Consider the following 19,510-nt stretch of genomic DNA (forward strand, 5'->3'; position numbering starts at 1 on the left):
ACGGATGACCAAGTGGCAAGACGGGATGTCCGACTTGAGGGGAGTTTGGGCGTGATGGTGTCTCGCATCGTGGACGCACCGGCACCGGTGCAGTCGGCCGCGGTGATCCTCGACGGCACCGGGCTCGGCGTCGACGACGTCGTACGGCTCGCCGACGGCAGCGCGCACCCGGTGCCGGAGGCCGACGCGATGCGGCGCGTGGAGCACTCCTGGAACGCCGCCCGGCAGATCGCCGCCACCGGGCGCGTCTACGGCCGCTCCACCGGCGTGGGCGCCAACCGGAACGAGGACGTGCCCACCGAGGCCGCCGCCGGCCACGGCCTGCGCCTGCTGCGCAGCCACGCCGGCGCCATCGGCGAACAGCTCCCGGCCCGCCAGGTGCGCGCCATGCTCGCCGTCCGCGCCAACCAGCTGCTGGCCGGGGGCGCGGGCCTGAGGCCCGGCGTGATCACCGCCCTGTGCGAGGCCCTGAAGAGCGGCGCGTATCCGGTGGTCAACGAGTTCGGCTCCGTCGGCACCGGCGACATCGCGGCCCTGGCCCAGGTCGGCCTCGCGCTCGTCGGCGAACACCCCTGGCGCGGCGCGGGCGCGCCCGCGCCGCAGCCCCTCGACAACAACGACGCCCTGGCCCTGATCAGCAGCAACGCCCTCACCCTCGGCCAGTCCGCGCTCGCCCTGCACGAACTGCGCGGGCTCATCGGCGCCACCCAGGTCGTCGCGGCCCTGTCGCTGCTCGCCGTCGACGGCTCCCACGAGGCGTACGCGGCGCCCGTGCACGCCGCCCGCCCGCACCGGGGCAGCACCGAGGTGGCCCGGCGGATGCGGGAGCTGATCGGCGCCGCCGACCGGCCGGCCCCGCCCCTCGGCCGGATCCAGGACTCCTACGGCTTCCGCTGCCTGCCCCAGATCCACGGCCCCGCGCACGACGCCGCCGACGCCCTGGAGCAGGTCCTCACCGTGGAGATCAACGCGGCCGCCGAGAACCCGCTGATCTCCCCCGAGGACCTGACCGCCTACCACCACGGCGGCTTCTACCAGGCCCAGCTCGCCCTCGCCCTCGACCACTTCAGGCTCGCGCTGACCCAGGTCGCCCGGCTGTCCACCTCCCGCCTGTCCACCCTCAACGAGCCCGCCTACACCCGGCTGCGCCCCTTCCTCGCCGACCACCAGCCGGCCTCCTCCGGCGTGATGATCCTGGAGTACGCGGCCGGGGCGGCCCTCGGCGAACTGCGCGCCTTTTCCGCGCCCGCCTCGCTGGGCCACGCTGTACTCTCCCGGGGCGTCGAGGAACAGGCGAGCTTCGCCTCGCTCGCCGCGCGGCAGACCCTGCGCGCGTGCGGTGCGTATCGTCTGGTGGTCGGCTGCGAACTGGTCGCCGCCGTCCGCGCGCTGCGCCAGCGCGATCTGCGGCCCGACCCGGGGCTGCCGGCCGGCCGGGCGTTCGCGCTCGCCGAGTCGGTCCTGGACGCCGACCCGGCCGACCGGCCGCTCACGGACGACGTGACACAGGCGGCCGCACTGCTCGACCGGTTCACGGAGATCTGGAGGGGGAGCGCGTCATGAGCGTGGACAGGGATACCGAGGCGACGGGTGCGACCGACAGCCCCGCGAACCGGCTGCAGGCCCTCTTCGAGGGGCACCGGCTCACCCCGACCCAGCGCCGGATCGCGCACAGCATGGTCCGGCGGGCCGCCGACGTGCCGTTCCTGTCCAGCGTGGAGCTGGCCGAGCTGGCCGGGGTCAGCCAGCCGTCGGTGACCCGGTTCGCGGTGGCGCTGGGCTTCGACGGCTACCCGGCGCTGCGCAGGCACCTGCGCGAGGTCGTCCCCGCCGAACCGGCCGCCGAGGCGGGCGCCTTCAACGAGTACCAGCAGGCCGTCGAGGCCGAGATCGAGAACCTCAGGCACCTCGCCGACCTGCTCGCCGACCCGCGCCCGGTGCAGAAGGCCGGCCGGATCCTGGCCGCCTCCCGTCCGCTGCCGGTGCTCGGCCTGCGCGCCGCCGCCTCCCAGGCGTACGGCTTCTGCTACTTCGCCGCCAAGGTCCACCCGGACGTCCGGCTGCTCAACGAGGGCGGCACGATGATCCAGGACCGGATCGACGGCGCCGTCCGCGCGGGCGCCTCCGCGCTGCTGTGCTTCGCCCTGCCCCGGCATCCGCGCGAGGTCGTCGACACCCTCGCCTACGCCAAGGACGTCGGCCTGACGACCGTCACGGTCGCCGACTCCGCGTTCGCGCCGGTCGCCAAGCACTCCGATCTGCTGCTGCCCGCCGCCGTCGGCACCGGGCTCGCCTTCGACACCGCGTGCGCGCCGATGCTGCTCGGGCGGGTGCTGCTGGAGGCGGTCTGCGACGACCTGCCCGACGCGCAGGCCCGGCTGGAGGAGTTCGACGCCAAGGCGGCGGCGCGGGGCCTGTTCGTGGAGTGACGCTCCGGCGCCCCGCTCTCAGATTCGTCTCACCTTCGGCCGCTACCGTGCCTGTCGCACACAGGCGCTTGGTGGACACGTGACACGGGAGGCTGACGTGGCGCGCGGAGGACAGGGGCTGGCCCGGGTGGCCGTCGTCGTACGGGCGGGAGCCGCACCGCTGTGGTGGTTCGGAGTGTTCGCGGCGGGGATCGGCGCGGTGCCGTCCGGCGTCACCGGGCGCCGGGCCGGGGTGCTCGCCGGGGCCGTGCTGTTCCTCGTGGGCGCGGCGGCGGTGGTGCTGGCGCGGCGGAGCCGGTACGGCGCCCTCGCCCGCGGCGCGGCCCGCGCGGGCAAGTACGACGTGCTGCAGGACCGGGCGGTGACCGTGCGCAACTGGCGCCGGGGCCACCGCTGGTGGCTGCTGCTGGCCTTCGCCGCGGCGCTCGGCTCCTCCTTCGCGGTGCCCGCGGCCGGCGGCATGCTGCTGGCCGGGCTCGGCACCGGGCTGCGGCTGAAGGCCGCCTGGATCGGGCGGCGCGAGCGCGCCGCGGAGACGCTGCTGTGGGTGCGCGTCGACTGGCTCGACCGGCGCGGCGGGAACCCGGCGGGCAAGGCCGTCAAGGGCCTGCGCGGCACGGGCATCGCGGCCGGCGACGCGGCCCCGGGCGGGGCCCGCCGCCGTACCGCTCAACTGGTGTGACTACACCTCCAGTTCGGCCTCGATCTTCTTCAGCTGGTGCCGGGCCATCGCCAGGTTGGCCCGCGAGGAGTCCAGGACCAGGTAGAGGAACAGGCCGTTGCCGCCGCGGGTCCTGAGCAGGCGGATCAGGTGGTACTGGTCGGACAGCGTGATCAGGATGTCCTCGATCTCGCCCTTGAGGCCGAGCATCTCCATCGTGCGCATCTTGGCGCGGATCACGTCGGTGTTGCCCGCTGCGGCCACGTTCAGGTCGAAGCTCTTGCTGCCGCCCATCGTGCCCAGCGCCATCCCGCTGGTGTAGTCGACGAGTGCGACGCCGGTGGCGCCCTCGATGGAGGTGAGGGCTTCCTTCAGCGCGGTTTCGGTGTTGGCCATGGTGGTCCTCTCAGCTGTCGGTTGCGGTGCGCGCCTCGGCGGCCGTGGTGCGAGGCGCGCGGGTGGTGCGGGTGCGTGCGGGTGGTGTGGTGCGGGCGGTCTGGCGTGCGGTGCGGGCGGCGGCCTCGGCGGCGTCGAGCAGCTCCCCGATGCGGGCGCCGGAGCGGCGGCCCTCCAGGTGCAGCCGGCCCACGTTGACCCGGCCCTCGGCGAGCAGGGTCAGCACGGCGGTGCGGCCGGCCGCGTAGGTGGCGACGTAGCCGCGCTCGCCGCGCACCAGCAGTTCCCGGAAGCCGCCGTTGCCGGTGGCGTCGGTGATCCGGACGGCGACGCCGAGCGCGGCGGCGGTGAGTGCCGAGAGGCCCTCCGGGTCGACCCCCGGGGTGTCATGGGCGACGACGAGCCCGTCGACGCCGGCCGCCAGGGCCCCGGTGAGCTGCGGGACCCGGTTGCGCAGCCGGTGCAGCTCGTCCAGGACGGCCTGGAGATCTTCCTCGGACACCATCAGCTCTCTCCTCTCGGCGGGGCGGTGCCGTTCAAAGCGCCTCCAGCGCATCCCTGAGCCTCTTCAGCAGCGCGATGTCGGGGTCGGTGACCGGGAACGGGGGCGGCGGGGCGGGTGCCGTCGGCAGCGGGACGACCTGGCCGGCCGCCGCGAGCCGGCGCACGTCGACCAGGGTGTGGAAGGCCTGCCGACCCAGGTTCCGGGCGATGGCGGTGGCCGTGCGGACGCCGTCCACGCGGTCCAGGACCGCTCGCTGCCGGGGCGTGAGCGGCGCGGCGGCCACCGGGTCGGCGCGGATCAGCGGGGCGGTGTCGGCGGCCGGGTCGGGCCACAGCCGGTGCAGCAGCAGCCGGCGGCGCAGCGTCTCGCGTTCCAGGGCGACGACCGGCACCGAGGGCAACGGGCCGAGCCGGGGCGCGCGGTCGTAGCGGAACCGGCCCGGGGCGCTGCTCGGGGCCAGCGCGAAGTACCCGGCGTCGTACAGCGCGTCCAGGTGGCACAGCTCCAGCGCGCCGGTGGGCAGCAGCCCGGACTCCAGCAGCAGTTCGGCGGCCTGCAGCGGGCCGGAGGCCTCGGCGGCGGCCCGCTGCCAGGCGGTGGCCGCGAGGGTGCCGTGGGCTGTGAGGAGCACGTCGAGACCGGGGGCGAGCGGGCTGTCGGCATGCACCACGCGGCCCTCGGCGAGGTACAGGGTGCCGTGTTCGCGGACCAGGACGCCGGTGGCCCGCTCCTCGGCGAGCCGGGTCAGCATCGGCGACAGCGCCCGGGGCTGCGAGGTGTCCCGCACCGGCAGCGGCGGCGGAGGCGTCTGCACCGCGGTCATCCCAGGACCAGCCGGTCCGCCATCTCGCCCAGCCGGATCCGGGCGAGCGCGAGATTGCCCTCCTCGCGGCCGAGCCACAGATGCAGGAAGACGCTGCTGTCGAACGACGTGTCCACGAACCGCAGCAGGTGATAGCTGTCGCGGTTGCTGACGATCACGTCCTCGATGGGCGGGTGCCCGTCGCCGTGGGCGGCGAAGGCGCCGTGCTCGGCGGCCATCCGGGCCAGCTCGGCGGCCTCGGCGGCGGTCGTCTCGTGATCGCCGCCGGGCGCCTCCCCGACCGTGCCGAGGGCGAGGCCGCTGGTCCAGTCCACCAGCGCCGCGCCCCGGGCGCCGGGCAGGCGCATCGCTTCCAACAGGCACTCGTCGATTCCGGGCACCGTGGCTCCCCTCCCGCCTGGGACTCCGGCTGAGTGACAGTGACACTACGCACGGTGCGCGCGGGATGTGAGGCCTTTGGCAATTTCCGGTGGAACATGCGTCCGGCGTACTAGTGTGGGTCAACTAACCCCTGGAGCGCTCGAGTTGATCCATTTGTGCGAGGGGTGCCGGGGCGCGTCAACGGCTTCCGGGCGCCCCGAGGGTGGTGAGCGCGTCCGCGTGCGCCCCGCCGGACTCCGCCACCACCTCGGCGATGGTCTGCGGCTCCCGTACGACCGCGAACTCCACGCCTCCCGCACCGTCCGGCACGAAGCCGTGGATGCCCGGCCGGGCAAGCGAGTTGTAGGCGTAGTGGTGCGCGAAGCAGTACGCGCCCGTGTCCAGCGCCGCCGCGTAGTCGCCCTGTTCCAGCAGGGGCAGCGCACGGCCCTCGGCCAGCAGGTCGCCGGAGAAGCAGGCCGGCCCGGCCACGTCCTGCACGACCTCCGGGCCGGGCTTCGGCCGTCCCTTGGCGTCGTAGGCGGCGATCCTGAGCGGCCACGCCCCCGGCGCGTACACGGTCCGCGTCGCGACCTGCACGCCCGCGTGGGTCACCGCGATCCGCCGCCCGCCCGCGCTCTTGGCGTACTCCACCCGGGCCACCACCGTGCCCTGCTTGGCCAGCAGCGACCGCCCGAACTCGGTCACCAGCCCGTACCGCCCGTCGAACAGCCCCGGCACCTGGTCCGCCAGCAGCCGGGCGTACTGCGCGTATGAGGGCTCCGTCGCCTCGGCGGCGAAGTTCACCGGCAGCCCGCCGCCGATGTCGAGCGTGTCGATCTGCCGCCGCCCCGCCCGCTCGTTGATCTCCTCCGCGAGCGCGTACGTCTCCGCCACCCCACGCGCCAGCAGCGCCGGCGGGATGCCCTGCGAGCCGGTGTGCGCGTGCAGCCGGGTCAGCCAGGGCCGGTCCAGATACGCCCGTACGACCCACTCGCGCGCGCCCTCGTCGCGCAACGCCACCCCGAACTTCGAGGTCTCCGTCGCCGTCGAGGTGGCCCCGATCGAGCCGCCGCCGACCTGCGGGTTGACCCGGATCCCGAGCGGCGGGGCGGTGGCCTGCGCGCGGACCAGGGCGTCCAGGCGGTCCAGCTCCTGCGGGTTGTCGGCGTTCACCGCGATGCCCAGCGCCAGCGCCTCCCGCAGCTCCGCCGGGGTCTTGGCGGGCGAGTCCAGCACGGTCCGGCCGGCCGGCACCCCTGCCGCGCGGGCCAGCGCCAGCTCGCCCGGACTCGCCACCTCGGCGCCGATGCCCGCCTCGTGCAGCAGCCGCAGCACCGGCACCAGCGGGGTCGCCTTCACCGCGAAGGCGTGCAGCACCGGCGTGCCCGGCCGCACGACCGCGTCGAACGCCGCCCGCAGCGCCGCCGCCGACTCCCGGATCCCGGTCACGTCCAGCAGCCCGACCACCGCCGCGTCCGGCCCCAGCAGCCCCTGCTCGACGGCCGCCCGCACCGCCTCGTCCCGCCGCGCGGCGCGCTCCCGCGCCTCTGCTTCGAGGTCCCGCTCCACGGCCTCTCCCCTCGTGTTTCCCCTCGTGCCCGGTCGTCTCCGTCTCGCGCACATCCAGCCAAACACCCGCGGCGCGCGGACGGGGGCGCCCCGATGTATTGACTAGTTCTATTCAGGAAGACAGGATGTGAATAGACAGAGCAACAGGAGGAGGCAGACGATGTCGGGACCCCGCCCCGTACGAGCACCGCGCGGCACGGAACTGAGCGCCCTGGGATGGCAGCAGGAAGCCGCCCTGCGCATGCTGCAGAACAACCTCGACCCGGAGGTCGCGGAGCACCCCGACAAGCTCGTCGTCTACGGCGGCACCGGCAAGGCCGCCCGTGACTGGCGCTCCTTCGACGCGATGGTCCGCACCCTGAAGACCCTCAGGCAGGACGAGACCATGCTGGTCCAGTCCGGCCGCCCGGTCGGCGTCATGCAGACCCACGAGTGGGCCCCGCGCGTCCTCATCGCCAACTCCAACCTCGTCGGCGACTGGGCCAACTGGGAGGAGTTCCGCCGCCTGGAGGCCCTCGGCCTGACCATGTACGGCCAGATGACCGCGGGCTCCTGGATCTACATCGGCACCCAGGGCATCCTCCAGGGCACCTACGAGACCTTCGCCGCCGTCGCCGCGAAGAAGTTCGACGGCACCCTTGCGGGGACCATCACCCTCACCGCCGGCCTCGGCGGCATGGGCGGCGCCCAGCCGCTCGCCGTGACCATGAACGACGGCGTCGCGATCTGCATCGACTGCGACCCGCGTGCCATCGAGCGCCGCATCGAGCACCGGTACCTCGACGTGAAGGCCGACTCCCTCGACCACGCGCTCCAGCTCGCCGTCGAGGCCCGCGACGCCCGCCGCCCGCTGTCCATCGGCGTCCTCGGCAACGCGGCCGAACTGGTCCCGCAGCTCCTCGCGATGAACGCCCCCATCGACATCGTCACCGACCAGACCTCCGCCCACGACCCGCTGTCCTACCTGCCGGTGGGCGTCGCCTTCGAGGACATGGCCGACGCCGCCGCCAAGGACCCGGCCGGCTTCACCACGCGGGCGCGCGAGTCCATGGCCCGGCACGTCGAGGCCATGGTCGGCTTCATGGACGCCGGCGCCGAGGTCTTCGACTACGGCAACTCCATCCGCGGCGAGGCCCAACTCGCCGGGTACGACCGCGCGTTCGCCTTCCCCGGCTTCGTCCCCGCCTACATCCGCCCGCTGTTCTGCGAGGGCAAGGGCCCCTTCCGCTGGGCGGCCCTGTCCGGCGACCCCGCCGACATCGCCAAGACCGACAAGGCGATCCTGGAGCTGTTCCCGGAGAACGAGTCGCTGGCCCGCTGGATCAAGATGGCCGGCGAACGCGTCCACTTCCAGGGCCTGCCCGCGCGCATCTGCTGGCTCGGCTACGGCGAGCGCGACAAGGCCGGTGAGCGGTTCAACGACATGGTGGCCTCCGGTGAGCTGGCCGCGCCGCTCGCCATCGGCCGCGACCACCTGGACTGCGGCTCCGTGGCCTCTCCGTACCGCGAGACCGAGGCCATGCTCGACGGATCCAACGCGATCGCCGACTGGCCGCTGCTGAACGCGATGGTCAACGTGGCCTCGGGTGCGTCCTGGGTCTCCATCCACCACGGCGGCGGCGTGGGCATGGGGCGTTCCATCCACGCGGGGCAGGTCACCGTGGCCGACGGCACCAAGCTCGGTGGCGAGAAGATCCGTCGCGTGCTCACCAACGACCCCGGTATGGGCGTCATCCGGCATGTGGACGCCGGGTACGACATCGCGGAGTCGGTCGCCCAGGAGCGCGGCGTGCGGGTGCCCATGCGTGAGGGTGACGGGGCGTGACCCAGGAAACCCGTTCCGCCGTGCGGAACGACTGCCCGCAGCCTGGTGGTTCCACCGTGCGAAGTGCCTCCTCTTTCCACGAGATGTGGCGCGAACTGCTTCCGGTCGGGCGGCATCCCGACTCCGGTGGGTACCGGCGTTTTGCCTGGACGGGCGCCGACGCCGACTGCCGGGCCTGGTTCAAGGAGCAGGCGGAGGCGCGGGGGCTGGCGTACGAGGTCGACCGCAACGGGAATCAGTGGGCGTGGGCGGGGGACCCGGAGGCCGGGGACGCGGTGGTCACCGGGTCGCACCTGGACTCGGTGCCCGACGGAGGGGCCTTCGACGGGCCCCTCGGGGTCGTGTCCTCCTTCGCGGCCCTGGATGAACTGCGCGGGAGGGGAGCGCGGTTCACCAGGCCGCTGGCCGTCGTCAACTTCGGCGACGAGGAAGGGGCCCGGTTCGGGCTCGCCTGCGTCGGGTCGCGGCTCACCGCCGGGCAGCTGACCGCCGAGCAGGCGCACCGGCTCACCGACGCGGACGGGATCACCCTGCCGCAGGCCATGGAGGCCGCCGGCTACGACCCCGAGGGCATCGGGGCCGACCCGGAACGGCTCGCCCGGATCGGCGCGTTCGTCGAACTGCACGTCGAGCAGGGGCGGGCCCTGGACCTGTCCGGCGACCCGGTGGGCGTCGCCAGCGCCATCTGGCCGCACGGACGCTGGCGGTTCGACTTCCGGGGCGAGGCCAACCACGCCGGCACCACCCGGCTGGTGGACCGCCGTGATCCGATGCTGTCCTACGCCGAGACCGTGCTCGCCGCCCGCCGCGAGGCCGAACTCGCCGGTGCCGTCGCCACCTTCGGGAAGATCGCGGTGGAGCCCAACGGGGTCAACGCGATCCCCTCGCTGGTGCGCGGCTGGCTCGACTCCCGCGCCGCCGACCAGGAGACCCTGGACACGGTGGTCGAGGGCATCCAGAAGGCCGCCCGGGAGTACGCCGACGCCCACGGCGTCGACCTGGACGTCGTCCGGGAGTCCTTCACCCCGGTCGTCGAGTTCGACCACGCCCTGCGCGACGAACTCGGCCGCATCCTGGGCAAGGACACCGGCCTCACGGTGCCCGTCCTCGGCACCGGCGCCGGACACGACGCCGGAATCCTCTCCGGCAGCGTTCCGACCGCCATGCTGTTCGTGCGCAACCCCACCGGTGTCTCGCACTCCCCGGCCGAGTTCGCCGCCGAGGACGACTGCGTGACCGGGGTGCGCGCGCTCGCCGACGTACTGGAAGGGCTGGCCTGCAGGTGACCAAGCGGACCTACTGGTTGGAACACGCCTGGCTCGGCGACCGTGTCGAGCCGGGGGTCGTCGTGGAGACGGAGGCCGGGCGGATCGGCGCCGTGCGCACCGGGGCGCCCACCCCGCCGCCCGGCGCCGAGGTGCTGCGCGGGCTCACCCTGCCGGGGCTCGCCAACGCCCACAGCCACGCCTTCCACCGGGCGCTGCGCGGCACCGTCCAGATCGGCTCCGGAACCTTCTGGACCTGGCGCGAGGTGATGTACTCCGTCGCCGACCGGCTCACCCCCGACAGCTACCACGCCCTGGCGCGCGCGGTGTACGCGGAGATGGCCCTCGCCGGCATCACCTGCGTCGGGGAGTTCCACTACGTGCACCACGCGCCCGGCGGCACCCCCTACGCCGACCCCAACGCGATGGGGGAGGCGCTGATCGCGGCCGCCGCCGAAGCCGGCATCCGGATCACCCTCCTCGACACCTGTTACCTGTCCTCCGGCTTCGGCCAGGCCCCGAACACCCACCAGCTGCGCTTCTCCGACGGCAGCGCGGAGGCCTGGGCCGAACGCTGTGCAGTTCTCAAGGAACGGGATCACGCACGGATCGGAGCGGCGATCCACTCCGTACGGGCCGTGCCCGCCGGGCAGTTGGCGACCGTGGCCGGGTGGGCCGAGGAGCGGCGGGCCTCGCTGCACGTGCACCTGTCGGAGCAGACCGCCGAGAACGACGCCTGCCTCGCCGCGCACGGCCGCACCCCCACCCGGCTGCTCGCCGACCACGGCGTCCTCGGCCCGCGCACCACCGGTGTGCACAACACCCACCTCACCGACGAGGACATCGCCCTGCTGGGCGGCTCGCGCACCGGCACCTGCATGTGCCCGACGACCGAACGGGACCTGGCCGACGGCATCGGCCCCGCCGTCGCCCTGCAGCGAGCCGGCTCCCCGCTGTCCCTCGGCTCCGACAGCCACGCCGTCATCGACCTGCTCGAAGAGGCGCGCGCCATGGAGCTGAACGAGCGGCTGCGCACCCGCACCCGGGGCCACTGGACGGCCGCCGCCCTGCTGCGGGCGGCCACCGCCGACGGCCACGCCGCACTCGGCTGGCACGACGCGGGCGCCATCGAGACCGGAGCGCTCGCCGACCTCACGACGATCGCGCTCGACTCGGTCAGAACAGCGGGCCCGCTGCCGCGACTGGGCGCCGAGACCGCCGTATTCGCCGCGACGGCAGCGGACGTACGGCACACGGTCGTGGGCGGGCGGCACGTCGTACGCGACGGGGCGCACACCCTCGTGCCCGACGTGCCCGAGGCTCTCGCGCGGGCCGTCGAAGCCCTCCGCTCCTGACGACCACCCACGAGGACACCATGAGCAGCAGCACCGTCATCACCAACATCGCCACGCTCGTCACCAACGACCCCTCCCTCGGCGACAACTCCCCCCTCGGTCTGATCCAGGACGCGGCCGTCGTCATCGACGGCGACCGCATCGCGTGGACCGGTGAATCCAGCAAAGCACCCGCCACTGACAACCGGGTCGACGCGGGCGGCCGGGCGGTGCTGCCGGGCTTCGTGGACTCCCACTCGCACCTGGTCTTCGCCGGCGACCGCACGCAGGAGTTCAACGCCCGCATGTCCGGCCGCTCCTACACGGCCGGCGGCATCCGCACCACGGTCGCCGCCACCCGCGCCGCGAGCGACGCGGAGCTGGAGGCCAACCTGACCCGCTACCTGGCGGAGGCCCTGCGCCAGGGCACCACCACCTTCGAGACGAAGTCGGGCTACGGCCTGACCGTCGAGGACGAGTCCCGCGCCCTGCGCATCGCCGCGCGGCACACCGACGAGGTGACGTACCTCGGCGCGCACATCGTCTCCCCCGACTACGCGGGCGACCCGGCCGCCTATGTCGCCCTGGTCACCGGCGAGATGCTGGACGCCTGCGCGCCGCACGCCCGCTGGATCGACGTGTTCTGCGAGAAGGGCGCCTTCGACGGCGACCAGGCCCGCGCGATCCTCACGGCGGGCAAGGCGAGGGGACTGCACCCCCGCATCCACGCCAACCAGCTCTCCCACGGCCCCGGCGTCCAGCTCGCCGTCGAACTGGACGCGGCCAGCGCCGACCACTGCACCCACCTCACGGACGCCGACGTCGACGCCCTCGCCCACAGCCGCACGGTGGCCACGCTGCTGCCCGGCGCGGAGTTCTCCACGCGCGCCGAGTGGCCGGACGCCCGCCGCCTGCTGGACGCGGGCGTCACGGTGGCCCTGTCCACCGACTGCAACCCCGGCTCGTCCTTCACCTCGTCCGTCCCGTTCTGCATCGCCCTGGCCGTCCGCGACATGCGGATGACCCCGGACGAAGCGGTCTGGTCGGCCACCGCGGGCGGCGCCGCGGCCCTGCGCCGCACCGACATCGGCCGCCTGACGCCCGGCGCCTACGCCGACCTGACCCTCCTGGACGCGCCCAGCCACGTCCACCTGGCCTACCGTCCGGGCGTGCCCCTGGTGAGCGGGGTGTGGCGCAGGGGCGTACGGGTGGTCTGAGCGCCCCGGCGGGCGACCGCGCGGCGCCCGAGCCGGCCGCACCCCCGGCTCACCGCGCCCCCGCCCGCCACCGCTGGTCGTCGCCGCCGTCCAGGGAGTGCAGGGACACCCCGTACCTGCCGTCCGGGGTCACCGCCGTCCCGGTGGCGATGGCCGGGCGGATGGTGCCGTCGGGGTCGACGGTGAAGCGGAGGTTGTCGCCGTTGTCGCTGTAGACCGAGCCGCAGGTCCAGATGCCCACGCCCCGGTCGGTCGCGCCCCGGCTGTCCAGGCAGAAGTCCTCGTCGGCCGCCGACCGGAGCACGCCCAGGCCGCTGTCCACGCGCCAGCGCTGGGACGAGGAGCCGTCGCAGCGCGCCGTGACCACGTCGTTGCCCTGTTCCAGATCGCCGTCGCGGATGTCCAGGCAGCGGCCCGTGGCGACGTTCACCACCTCGGCGAAGGACGAGCCGGGCGGGGTGAAGGAAGGCGACGGCGGCGGAGTGGGTTTCGGGGTGGGCCGCGGCGACCGCGTGGTGGGCGACGGGGACGGGGACGCGGAAGTGGGCGTGGGGGACGGGGATTTCGTGGGCGACGGGGACGGGGTCACGGAGATCGTCGCCGTCACCGTCACCGAGGGGGGCGTCGGCGTCGCCGCTGCCGGCTGCTGGTCGTGGGACTGCGCCGGGATGAGCACGAACACCAGCAGCGGAGCCAGGGCCACGCCGAGGGCCGCCGAGGCCAGCAGGACGCGGCGCCGGGGCGGCCAGACCTGCCGTACCGCCGGGGGTTCGGGGGCGGCGGGCCGGGGTTCCTCGGCGTGGACGTACGCCGTTCCGCGCCACGGCAGCAGGCCCTCCGCCAGGGTCTGCCGGGGCGCGTCCCGCAGGGCCCGCAGATCCTCGAACGCGGCCGTGCAGTGCGGACAGCGGGCCATGTGCGCGTCCAGGTCGGCGCTGCGGCGCGGGCCGTCCGGCCGTACCGCCTCCTCGATCAGCCGGCGGAAGTCGGCGCAGCGCGCGTCGTCGGAGGCGGCGAGGCGCTCGCGGAGGCAGGCCTGCGCCAGGGCCTTGAGGGCCTGCGGGACGCCGAACGAGACATCGGTGCGGCGCACGCCGAGGAAGGCGGCGGTGCGGTCCTCCGGCTCCCGCTCCAGCACGCCGTACCAGAGCAGGCCCTGCGCGCGGGAGGCCAGCGAGCGGAAGGCGGGCAGGAGCGGCGGGGTGGGGCCCTCGGGCAGGCCGGAGGTGTTCAGGACGAGCAGCAGTGCGGGGTCGAGGCCGGCGGAGCGCTCGTCGCGTGCCCAGGCCGCCGCCGTCCGTCCGGCCAGCAGCAGGAGCCGGTGGCGCAGCGGGACGGCCGGATCGACGCCCCGGGCCGTCTCGCGGGCCACCGTGGTCACGGTCTCGACCGCCAGCCGGCGGGCGGCGGATTCGCTCGCCGCGCACAGCCGGGCGTAGGCGAGGACCGCCGGGAGGTGCCGGCGGCGCAGCTCCTGCAGGGCGGGGTAGGCGGTGGCCGTGGGGGAGCGCAGCAGTTCCGTCAGCCGGGCGTCCGGCGCGTCCTGAAGCTCCGCGCCCGCCTGCTCCCTGCCCGCGTCGGCGCCGTCCGGGCCGGCTCCGTCCCCCTGAGCCATCGTTCAGCCTCCTCGCACCACCGGGTGACCGCGCCGTTGCGGTTCCCGGCCCGGCATACCAGCCGGTTCGGGGGGCCATAGTGGTCGAGGGGCGTGGCCGGGAAAAGAGGTTTCCGCGGGTAACCAGATAACGGTTGGGATCACGGGCCGAGTTGGCCGGAACCGTGCGCAAGAGCCGGGAATGGCAGGCGGATTCGGGGATACCCGCGCTACTCGGAGAGGTGGGCGGCCACGGCACAGCGCAGCGGCCCGGCATGGTGGGCCGGGCCGCTGCGCAGGATGTCACCGCGACGGGGACGCGGAGGTCACTCCTCGATCGTCAGACCCTTGCGCAGCCGTGCCAGCGTGCGCGACAGCAGACGGGAGACGTGCATCTGGGAGATGCCGAGTTCCTCGCCGATCTCCGACTGGGTCATGTTCGCCACGAACCGCAGGGAGAGGATCTTCCGGTCCCGCGGCGGGAGTTCGGCGATGAGCGGCTTGAGCGACTCGACGTACTCGATGCCCTCGAGGCCGTGGTCCTCGTACCCGATGCGGTCCGCGAGGGCGCCCTCGGTCTCGTCCTCCTCGGGCTGGGCGTCCAGCGACGAGGCGGTGTAGGCGTTCGAGGCTGCCATGCCCTCGATGACCTCGTCGTTGGAGATGCCGAGCTTCTCGGCCAGCTCCGGGACGGTCGGGGCCCGGTCCAGCCGCTGGGCCAGCTCGTCCCCGGCCTTGGCCAGGTCCAGGCGCAGCTCCTGCAGCCGGCGCGGCACCCGCACGGACCACGAGGTGTCACGGAAGAACCGCTTGATCTCACCGATGATGGTCGGCATCGCGAAAGTGGGGAACTCCACTCCGCGGGCGAGTTCGAAACGGTCGATCGCCTTGATCAGGCCGATGGTGCCGACCTGGATGATGTCCTCCATCGGCTCGCTGCGGGAGCGGAACCGGGAGGCGGCGAACTTGACGAGTGCGAGGTTGAGTTCGACGAGGGTGTTGCGGACGTACGAGTACTCGTGCGTCCCTTCCTCCAGCGACTCGAGGCGCTCGAAGAGGGTCTTGGACAGGGCCCGCGCGTCGACCGGGCCGATCTCGTCGTACGGGGGGATCTCCGGGAGTCCCTCGACGGGGTCGAGGGCGTCGATGGGATGATCCAGTTGTTCCGGTGGGGGTGTCGACGTCGCGATCGGGGTATGCGATGCGTCGAGCCGGGGTGACATGGTGTCCTCCATCGTTCTCGGCATATGGCTGCCGAAGCCGGTGCTTGCGTGCGGTGTGCGGCGCCTCCGAAGCCGGCGTGTAGGGATACGTGTCCTTACTAGCCCTACCCGGTCGACCGAACCGATCGCAAGTGCGTTCTGTCTAGTTATGTCCGTTTCTGTGAGGTTCTTCGGGTGCCGGAGTTCGCTTGGAGGGCGTAGTGTTCGAGAGCAGTCAGCGTCCACGACCTCGGGAGAGAGACGGCATGGACCACGGGACGGTCGGCAGCGCACAGTCGGGCCGGCTTCTGGTGGAGGTGCGGGAAGAGGGCTCCAGCGCCGTTGTGACACCGGCGGGTGAGCTCGATCACCACACCGCCGATCTTTTGCGTGAGCCCCTCGACGACCTCTTGGACAAGGGCTTCGCGCGCCTTGTCGTGGACTGCTCCCGCCTGGAGTTCTGTGACTCCACGGGGCTGAACGTCCTGCTCGGAGCCCGGCTGAAGGCGGAGGCCGCCGGCGGCGGGGTCCACCTGGCCGGGATGCAGCCGGTGGTCGCCCGCGTGTTCGAGATCACCGGGGCGGAAGCGGTCTTCACCGTGCACGACTCCGTGGAGGCGGCCTTGGCCGAAGGCGGCGACTGAGTCCCCGGCCCCGCCCTCCCGCGCCCGGCATGCCGTGAGCGACCGCACCCGTAACGCCGAAATCAGGGGTGTCGTGCCGGATCGTCCGGGCAGGAGAGGGCAGGAGAAGGCGGGACACCCCCTGACGACCGCCGGCCCGGAGGACCCCGGGACCGGCCATACCACGGGACGGGGCGCGTGCGACGGACCGTCGAGCGGGACACCCCGCAGGGACGATCGGCGGACGGGCCGGACCGTACGCCGGCCGGCCTGGGCGGACGGGACAGGCAGGACCGGACGCCAGGACCGGCCCCGGCGGACAGGACCGGCCGGACCGGCAGAACCGGCGCGCCGGACGGCGAGCGGGACCGCGTCCGGACCGGCGGGACCGGCCGGACGGCGCGCGGCAGCACGGACCGCCGGCGGGCGGCGGCACGAGGGACACACGGACGGCGGGTGCGGCACGGACACGTGGCGACGGACAGACGGAAGACGGAAGAAGACGGACAGACCGACGACGTACGGGCCGCTCGGCGCGGACCGGCGCCGGACTTTCCATCATTAACTGGTGAATCGGTGAGGTGAAGCGCTGATGAGCACCACCCGGCCTTACTCGCCGGGCGACCGCGGCCCGGAGCCCAGCGGCGCTTCCGGTGGGTCCGAGGGGGGTGCGCCGACGGCAGGCGGGCCCACGGGGGCAGCCGCGCCGTCCGTGCCGTCCGGGTCCGCCGGCGGTACGCGCGAGACCCGGGGCCCACAACTCCGCAGAATCAGCCTGCGGGGCGAGAGCGGTGTCGTCCCGCTGGCCCGCGACTTCACCCGCCAGGCGCTGTACGCGTGGGGCTGGCTGCCCGCCTCCGGCGCCGACCAGCGGGCCGCCGCCGAGGACGTGCTGCTCGTCGTCTCCGAACTCGTCACCAACGCCTGCCTGCACGCCGAGGGCCCCGACGAACTCCGCCTGGCCTGCGACAACAAGGTGATCCGGGTGGAGGTCTCCGACCGCGGCACCGGCCAGCCGGCCCCCCGCACCCCGCACCGCGCCGGCCGTCCCGGCGGCCACGGCATGTTCATCGTCCAGCGGCTCTGCCTGGACTGGGGCGTCGTCCGCACCGCCGACCGGCCGGGAAAGACGGTGTGGGCCGAACTGGGCGCCCCGGCTTAGGCCGATCGGGTCCCCCGACCCCGCCGGACACACGGAACGCGGCCCGCAGGCTCGCACACGAGGCACCGACCGGGCGCGGTACGCCGACCACGGCGCCGACCGCCCGCACGGTGGTGGCGGTGCCGGTCACTCCGCGCCGACGGCGGAGTCGGTCACCCCGCGCCGACGGCGGAGTCGGTCGCCTGCGCTCGGCTCCGACGGCCGTGCCGCGGCCGCCCGCGCTCCGACCCATCCGACCCCCCTGACACGCAGCCGCCCGTTTGACGTGCCGAAACCCGTCTGACGCGCTGACAGACGGTTCTCGACGTGCTGATACTCCCGAGTGCGGGGGAGGAAACGCCCCGCTGGCCCCGTCATCGGGCCGGACGAGGCCGTCGTACGGCGGCGAAGGCGTGGTGGCACCGCGAGCACCGTTCCTGGAAACTGAGCGGGAGTGGGTCCTGTTGCCAGGACTCGCCATGACGCAGCCGCCGTGGCGATCGGCAGGCGCACCCTGGGACACCCGCCCCGCACTCCGGCAGGGCGCGCCGCCGACCGCAGGCCGGGGCGGGCGGCTAGCGCACGTCGCCCATCAGCTTGTTGACCTTCTTGCGGTACATCCACACCGCCGCGCCGGCGAGGACGGCGAGCACGGCCTCCAGGGCCACGTAGCCCATCTTGTCGAGGTTGACCCCGCCGATGGCCGGGTTCGACATGAGCGCGGTGATGGAGTCGCCCGCGGTGACCGCGAGGAACCAGACGCCCATCATCTGCGAGGCGTACTTCTTCGGCGCCATCTTCGTCGTCACGGACAGACCCACCGGCGACAGCGTCAGCTCGCCGACGGTCTGCACGAAGTAGATCGCGACCAGCCACAGCGCCGCGGCCTTGTGACCGCCCTCGGCGATCGACAGCGGGGCGAGGAAGAGGAAGAAGGACGCACCGATCAGCACCAGGCCGGAGGCGAACTTCACGATCGTGCTCGGCTCCTTGCCCCTGCGGTTCAGCCACAGCCACAGCCAGGCGAACACCGGCGCCAGCGCCATGATCATGACCGGGTTGACCGACTGGTACCAGGAGACCGGGAACGTCCAGCCCGCGATCGAGTTCTTGGCCGAGCTGTCCGCGAACAGCGACAGGGTCGAACCGCCCTGGTCGTAGATCATCCAGAACACGGCGGCGGCGGCGAAGAACCAGACGTACGCCCGCACCTTCGACTTCTCGGTCGCGTCCAGGTCCTTGTCGCGCAGCATCCGCGCGATGACCACGATCGGCACGATGAGGCCGATGAGCGTCAGCGGGATCAGCGCCCAGTTCAGGGTGAAGTGACCGGTGCCGCCCACCAGGCCGTAGAAGACGGCCGCGACGGCCAGCCAGATCAGGCCCTTGCGCAGGGTGGCGGCCTTCTCCCGGGGGCTCAGCGGGGTCGGGACCTCGCTGCTCTCGGGGCTCAGGTGGCGGCCGCCGAGCAGGTACTGGGCCAGACCCAGCGCCATGCCGAGCGCGGCCAGCGCGAAGCCCAGGTGCCAGTTGACGTTCTCACCGACGGTGCCGATGACCAGCGGCGCGGCGAAGGCGCCCAGGTTGATGCCGATGTAGAAGAGGGTGAAGCCACCGTCGCGGCGCGGGTCGTCCGGACCCTTGTAGAGGTGGCCGACCATCGTGGAGATGTTGGCCTTCAGCAGGCCCGAACCGATGGCGACCAGACCCAGGCCGACGAAGAAGCTCGCGGCCACGGGCAGGGCCAGGCACAGGTGGCCGAGCATGATGATCAGGCCCGAGACGGCGACCGTCCTGCGGGGGCCGAGGAAGCGGTCGGCGACCCAGCCGCCCGGCAGGGCGAGCAGGTACACGAGCGACACGTACACCGAGTAGATCGCGGTCGCGGTGCCCGCGCTCAGGTGGAGGCCGCCCGGGGCCACCAGGTACAGCGGGAGCAGAGCCCTCATGCCGTAGTAGGAGAAGCGCTCCCACATCTCGGTCATGAAGAGAGTGGCCAGGCCGCGGGGGTGGCCGAAGAAGGTCTTCTCGGCTCCGGGGGTGCCCGGGCGGACCGAGTCCTTCGTCAGGCTGGACGCCATGGTCGTTCCTTGCTGGTCGGGGCGCGCGGTGGGGGTCCCCCGGCTCGAGCGGAGCCGAGAGTCGGGGGAGGTGCGTGCCCGTGGGGGGCGGCCGGCACCGGCGGGGTCGGCCGCCCGCCCCCACGCCCGAGGGGGGCCGCCTCCGGATCGCGGAGACGGTGGACGGCGACCACCGGGATCCACGCCCCGTCGCGCGGCGATGCGCTGCGGAGCCCGGCCAGAGGTCGTTCCTATCAAGACTGATCGTGATCAGCCCGCACACAAAAGAGACCTTCAGCCCACGTGCCCGCCGAAGGTCCCCTGGTGTACTACAGGCGTTCAGGTCACTGTAAGGCAGGACACTGCCGGATATGGAAGGACTTGAGACACGGATCACAGGTGTCGCAGGAACCACAGGACCGCAATCGAAGGTCCTTCCTACGATCGCATCCCCAGAGCGATGGTTCGTACCAGCGGCGCACCACCGGCGCGCGAAGGTAAGA

Annotated in this window: 17 protein-coding genes; 9 read left to right on the forward strand and 8 right to left on the reverse strand. The window is 73.4% G+C overall.

Annotation, left to right across the window (positions count from 1 at the left end; translation table 11 throughout):
- The first annotated feature begins 54 nt into the window (after positions 1–54).
- The 3 genes from OG956_RS21195 to OG956_RS21205 all read left to right on the forward strand — a co-directional run bounded on the left by OG956_RS21195 (position 55) and on the right by OG956_RS21205 (position 3,111).
- Positions 55–1,563 (forward strand): aromatic amino acid ammonia-lyase, encoded by a 1,509-nt coding sequence (locus OG956_RS21195; protein WP_330339563.1) that lies wholly within the window; start codon positions 55–57, stop codon positions 1,561–1,563.
- Positions 1,560–2,429 (forward strand): MurR/RpiR family transcriptional regulator, encoded by an 870-nt coding sequence (locus tag OG956_RS21200; protein ID WP_330339564.1) that lies wholly within the window; start codon positions 1,560–1,562, stop codon positions 2,427–2,429. The genes OG956_RS21195 and OG956_RS21200 overlap by 4 nt, the downstream gene beginning before the upstream one ends.
- A 97-nt stretch (positions 2,430–2,526) precedes the next feature.
- Complete coding sequence (locus OG956_RS21205; RefSeq protein WP_330339565.1) at positions 2,527–3,111, forward strand: hypothetical protein; 585 nt, start codon at positions 2,527–2,529, stop codon at positions 3,109–3,111.
- Here OG956_RS21205 and OG956_RS21210 read toward each other — a convergent pair whose 3' ends face one another.
- The 5 genes from OG956_RS21210 to OG956_RS21230 form a co-directional block, all read right to left on the reverse strand.
- Positions 3,112–3,486 (reverse strand): hypothetical protein, encoded by a 375-nt coding sequence (locus OG956_RS21210; RefSeq protein WP_330339566.1) that lies wholly within the window; start codon positions 3,484–3,486, stop codon positions 3,112–3,114.
- Positions 3,487–3,496: 10 nt separating this feature from the next.
- Positions 3,497–3,991, reverse strand: a complete 495-nt coding sequence (locus OG956_RS21215; protein ID WP_330339567.1) for a roadblock/LC7 domain-containing protein — start codon at positions 3,989–3,991, stop codon at positions 3,497–3,499.
- A 31-nt stretch (positions 3,992–4,022) separates the two neighbouring features.
- Positions 4,023–4,814, reverse strand: coding sequence for a transcriptional regulator (locus tag OG956_RS21220; RefSeq protein WP_330339568.1), 792 nt, complete (start codon positions 4,812–4,814; stop codon positions 4,023–4,025).
- Complete coding sequence (locus OG956_RS21225) at positions 4,811–5,194, reverse strand: hypothetical protein (protein ID WP_330339569.1); 384 nt, start codon at positions 5,192–5,194, stop codon at positions 4,811–4,813. Before OG956_RS21225 ends, OG956_RS21220 begins: the two co-directional genes overlap by 4 nt.
- Before the next feature lie 178 nt (positions 5,195–5,372).
- A complete protein-coding gene (locus OG956_RS21230) occupies positions 5,373–6,800 on the reverse strand; it encodes a diaminopimelate decarboxylase (protein WP_443065585.1) in 1,428 nt (475 codons plus the stop codon).
- A 106-nt stretch (positions 6,801–6,906) separates the two neighbouring features.
- Between OG956_RS21230 and hutU the strand changes: the two genes are divergently transcribed.
- The 4 genes from hutU (at position 6,907) to hutI (ending at position 12,387) form a co-directional block, all read left to right on the forward strand.
- Complete coding sequence (hutU, locus tag OG956_RS21235; protein ID WP_330339571.1) at positions 6,907–8,571, forward strand: urocanate hydratase; 1,665 nt, start codon at positions 6,907–6,909, stop codon at positions 8,569–8,571.
- An 83-nt stretch (positions 8,572–8,654) separates the two neighbouring features.
- Positions 8,655–9,857, forward strand: a complete 1,203-nt coding sequence (locus OG956_RS21240; protein ID WP_330342902.1) for an allantoate amidohydrolase — start codon at positions 8,655–8,657, stop codon at positions 9,855–9,857.
- Complete coding sequence (locus OG956_RS21245; protein ID WP_330342903.1) at positions 9,848–11,191, forward strand: formimidoylglutamate deiminase; 1,344 nt, start codon at positions 9,848–9,850, stop codon at positions 11,189–11,191. The genes OG956_RS21240 and OG956_RS21245 overlap by 10 nt, the downstream gene beginning before the upstream one ends.
- 20 nt (positions 11,192–11,211) lie before the next feature.
- Entirely contained in the window at positions 11,212–12,387 is a 1,176-nt protein-coding gene (hutI, locus tag OG956_RS21250; protein WP_330339572.1) for an imidazolonepropionase, read from the forward strand.
- Between the two features lie 49 nt (positions 12,388–12,436).
- On the opposite strand, the gene OG956_RS21255 is transcribed toward hutI, so the two are convergent.
- On the reverse strand, positions 12,437–14,002 hold the full coding sequence (locus OG956_RS21255; RefSeq protein ID WP_330339573.1) for an RICIN domain-containing protein: 1,566 nt from the start codon (positions 14,000–14,002) through the stop codon (positions 12,437–12,439).
- A 305-nt stretch (positions 14,003–14,307) separates the two neighbouring features.
- Positions 14,308–15,204, reverse strand: coding sequence for an RNA polymerase sigma factor SigF (locus OG956_RS21260; protein WP_330342904.1), 897 nt, complete (start codon positions 15,202–15,204; stop codon positions 14,308–14,310).
- 245 nt (positions 15,205–15,449) lie between these two features.
- On the opposite strand from OG956_RS21260, the gene OG956_RS21265 reads away from it, so the two are divergent.
- Both OG956_RS21265 and OG956_RS21270 read left to right on the forward strand, forming a co-directional pair.
- On the forward strand, positions 15,450–15,827 hold the full coding sequence (locus tag OG956_RS21265) for an STAS domain-containing protein (protein ID WP_330339574.1): 378 nt from the start codon (positions 15,450–15,452) through the stop codon (positions 15,825–15,827).
- A 571-nt stretch (positions 15,828–16,398) separates the two neighbouring features.
- Positions 16,399–16,968, forward strand: a complete 570-nt coding sequence (locus OG956_RS21270; protein ID WP_330339575.1) for an ATP-binding protein — start codon at positions 16,399–16,401, stop codon at positions 16,966–16,968.
- Positions 16,969–17,522: 554 nt separating this feature from the next.
- Here OG956_RS21270 and OG956_RS21275 read toward each other — a convergent pair.
- Entirely contained in the window at positions 17,523–19,028 is a 1,506-nt protein-coding gene (locus OG956_RS21275) for a peptide MFS transporter (protein WP_330339576.1), read from the reverse strand.
- Between the last annotated feature and the right edge of the window lie 482 nt (positions 19,029–19,510).

Source organism: Streptomyces sp. NBC_00557 (assembly GCF_036345995.1).
In the GTDB taxonomy this organism is placed as follows: domain Bacteria; phylum Actinomycetota; class Actinomycetes; order Streptomycetales; family Streptomycetaceae; genus Streptomyces.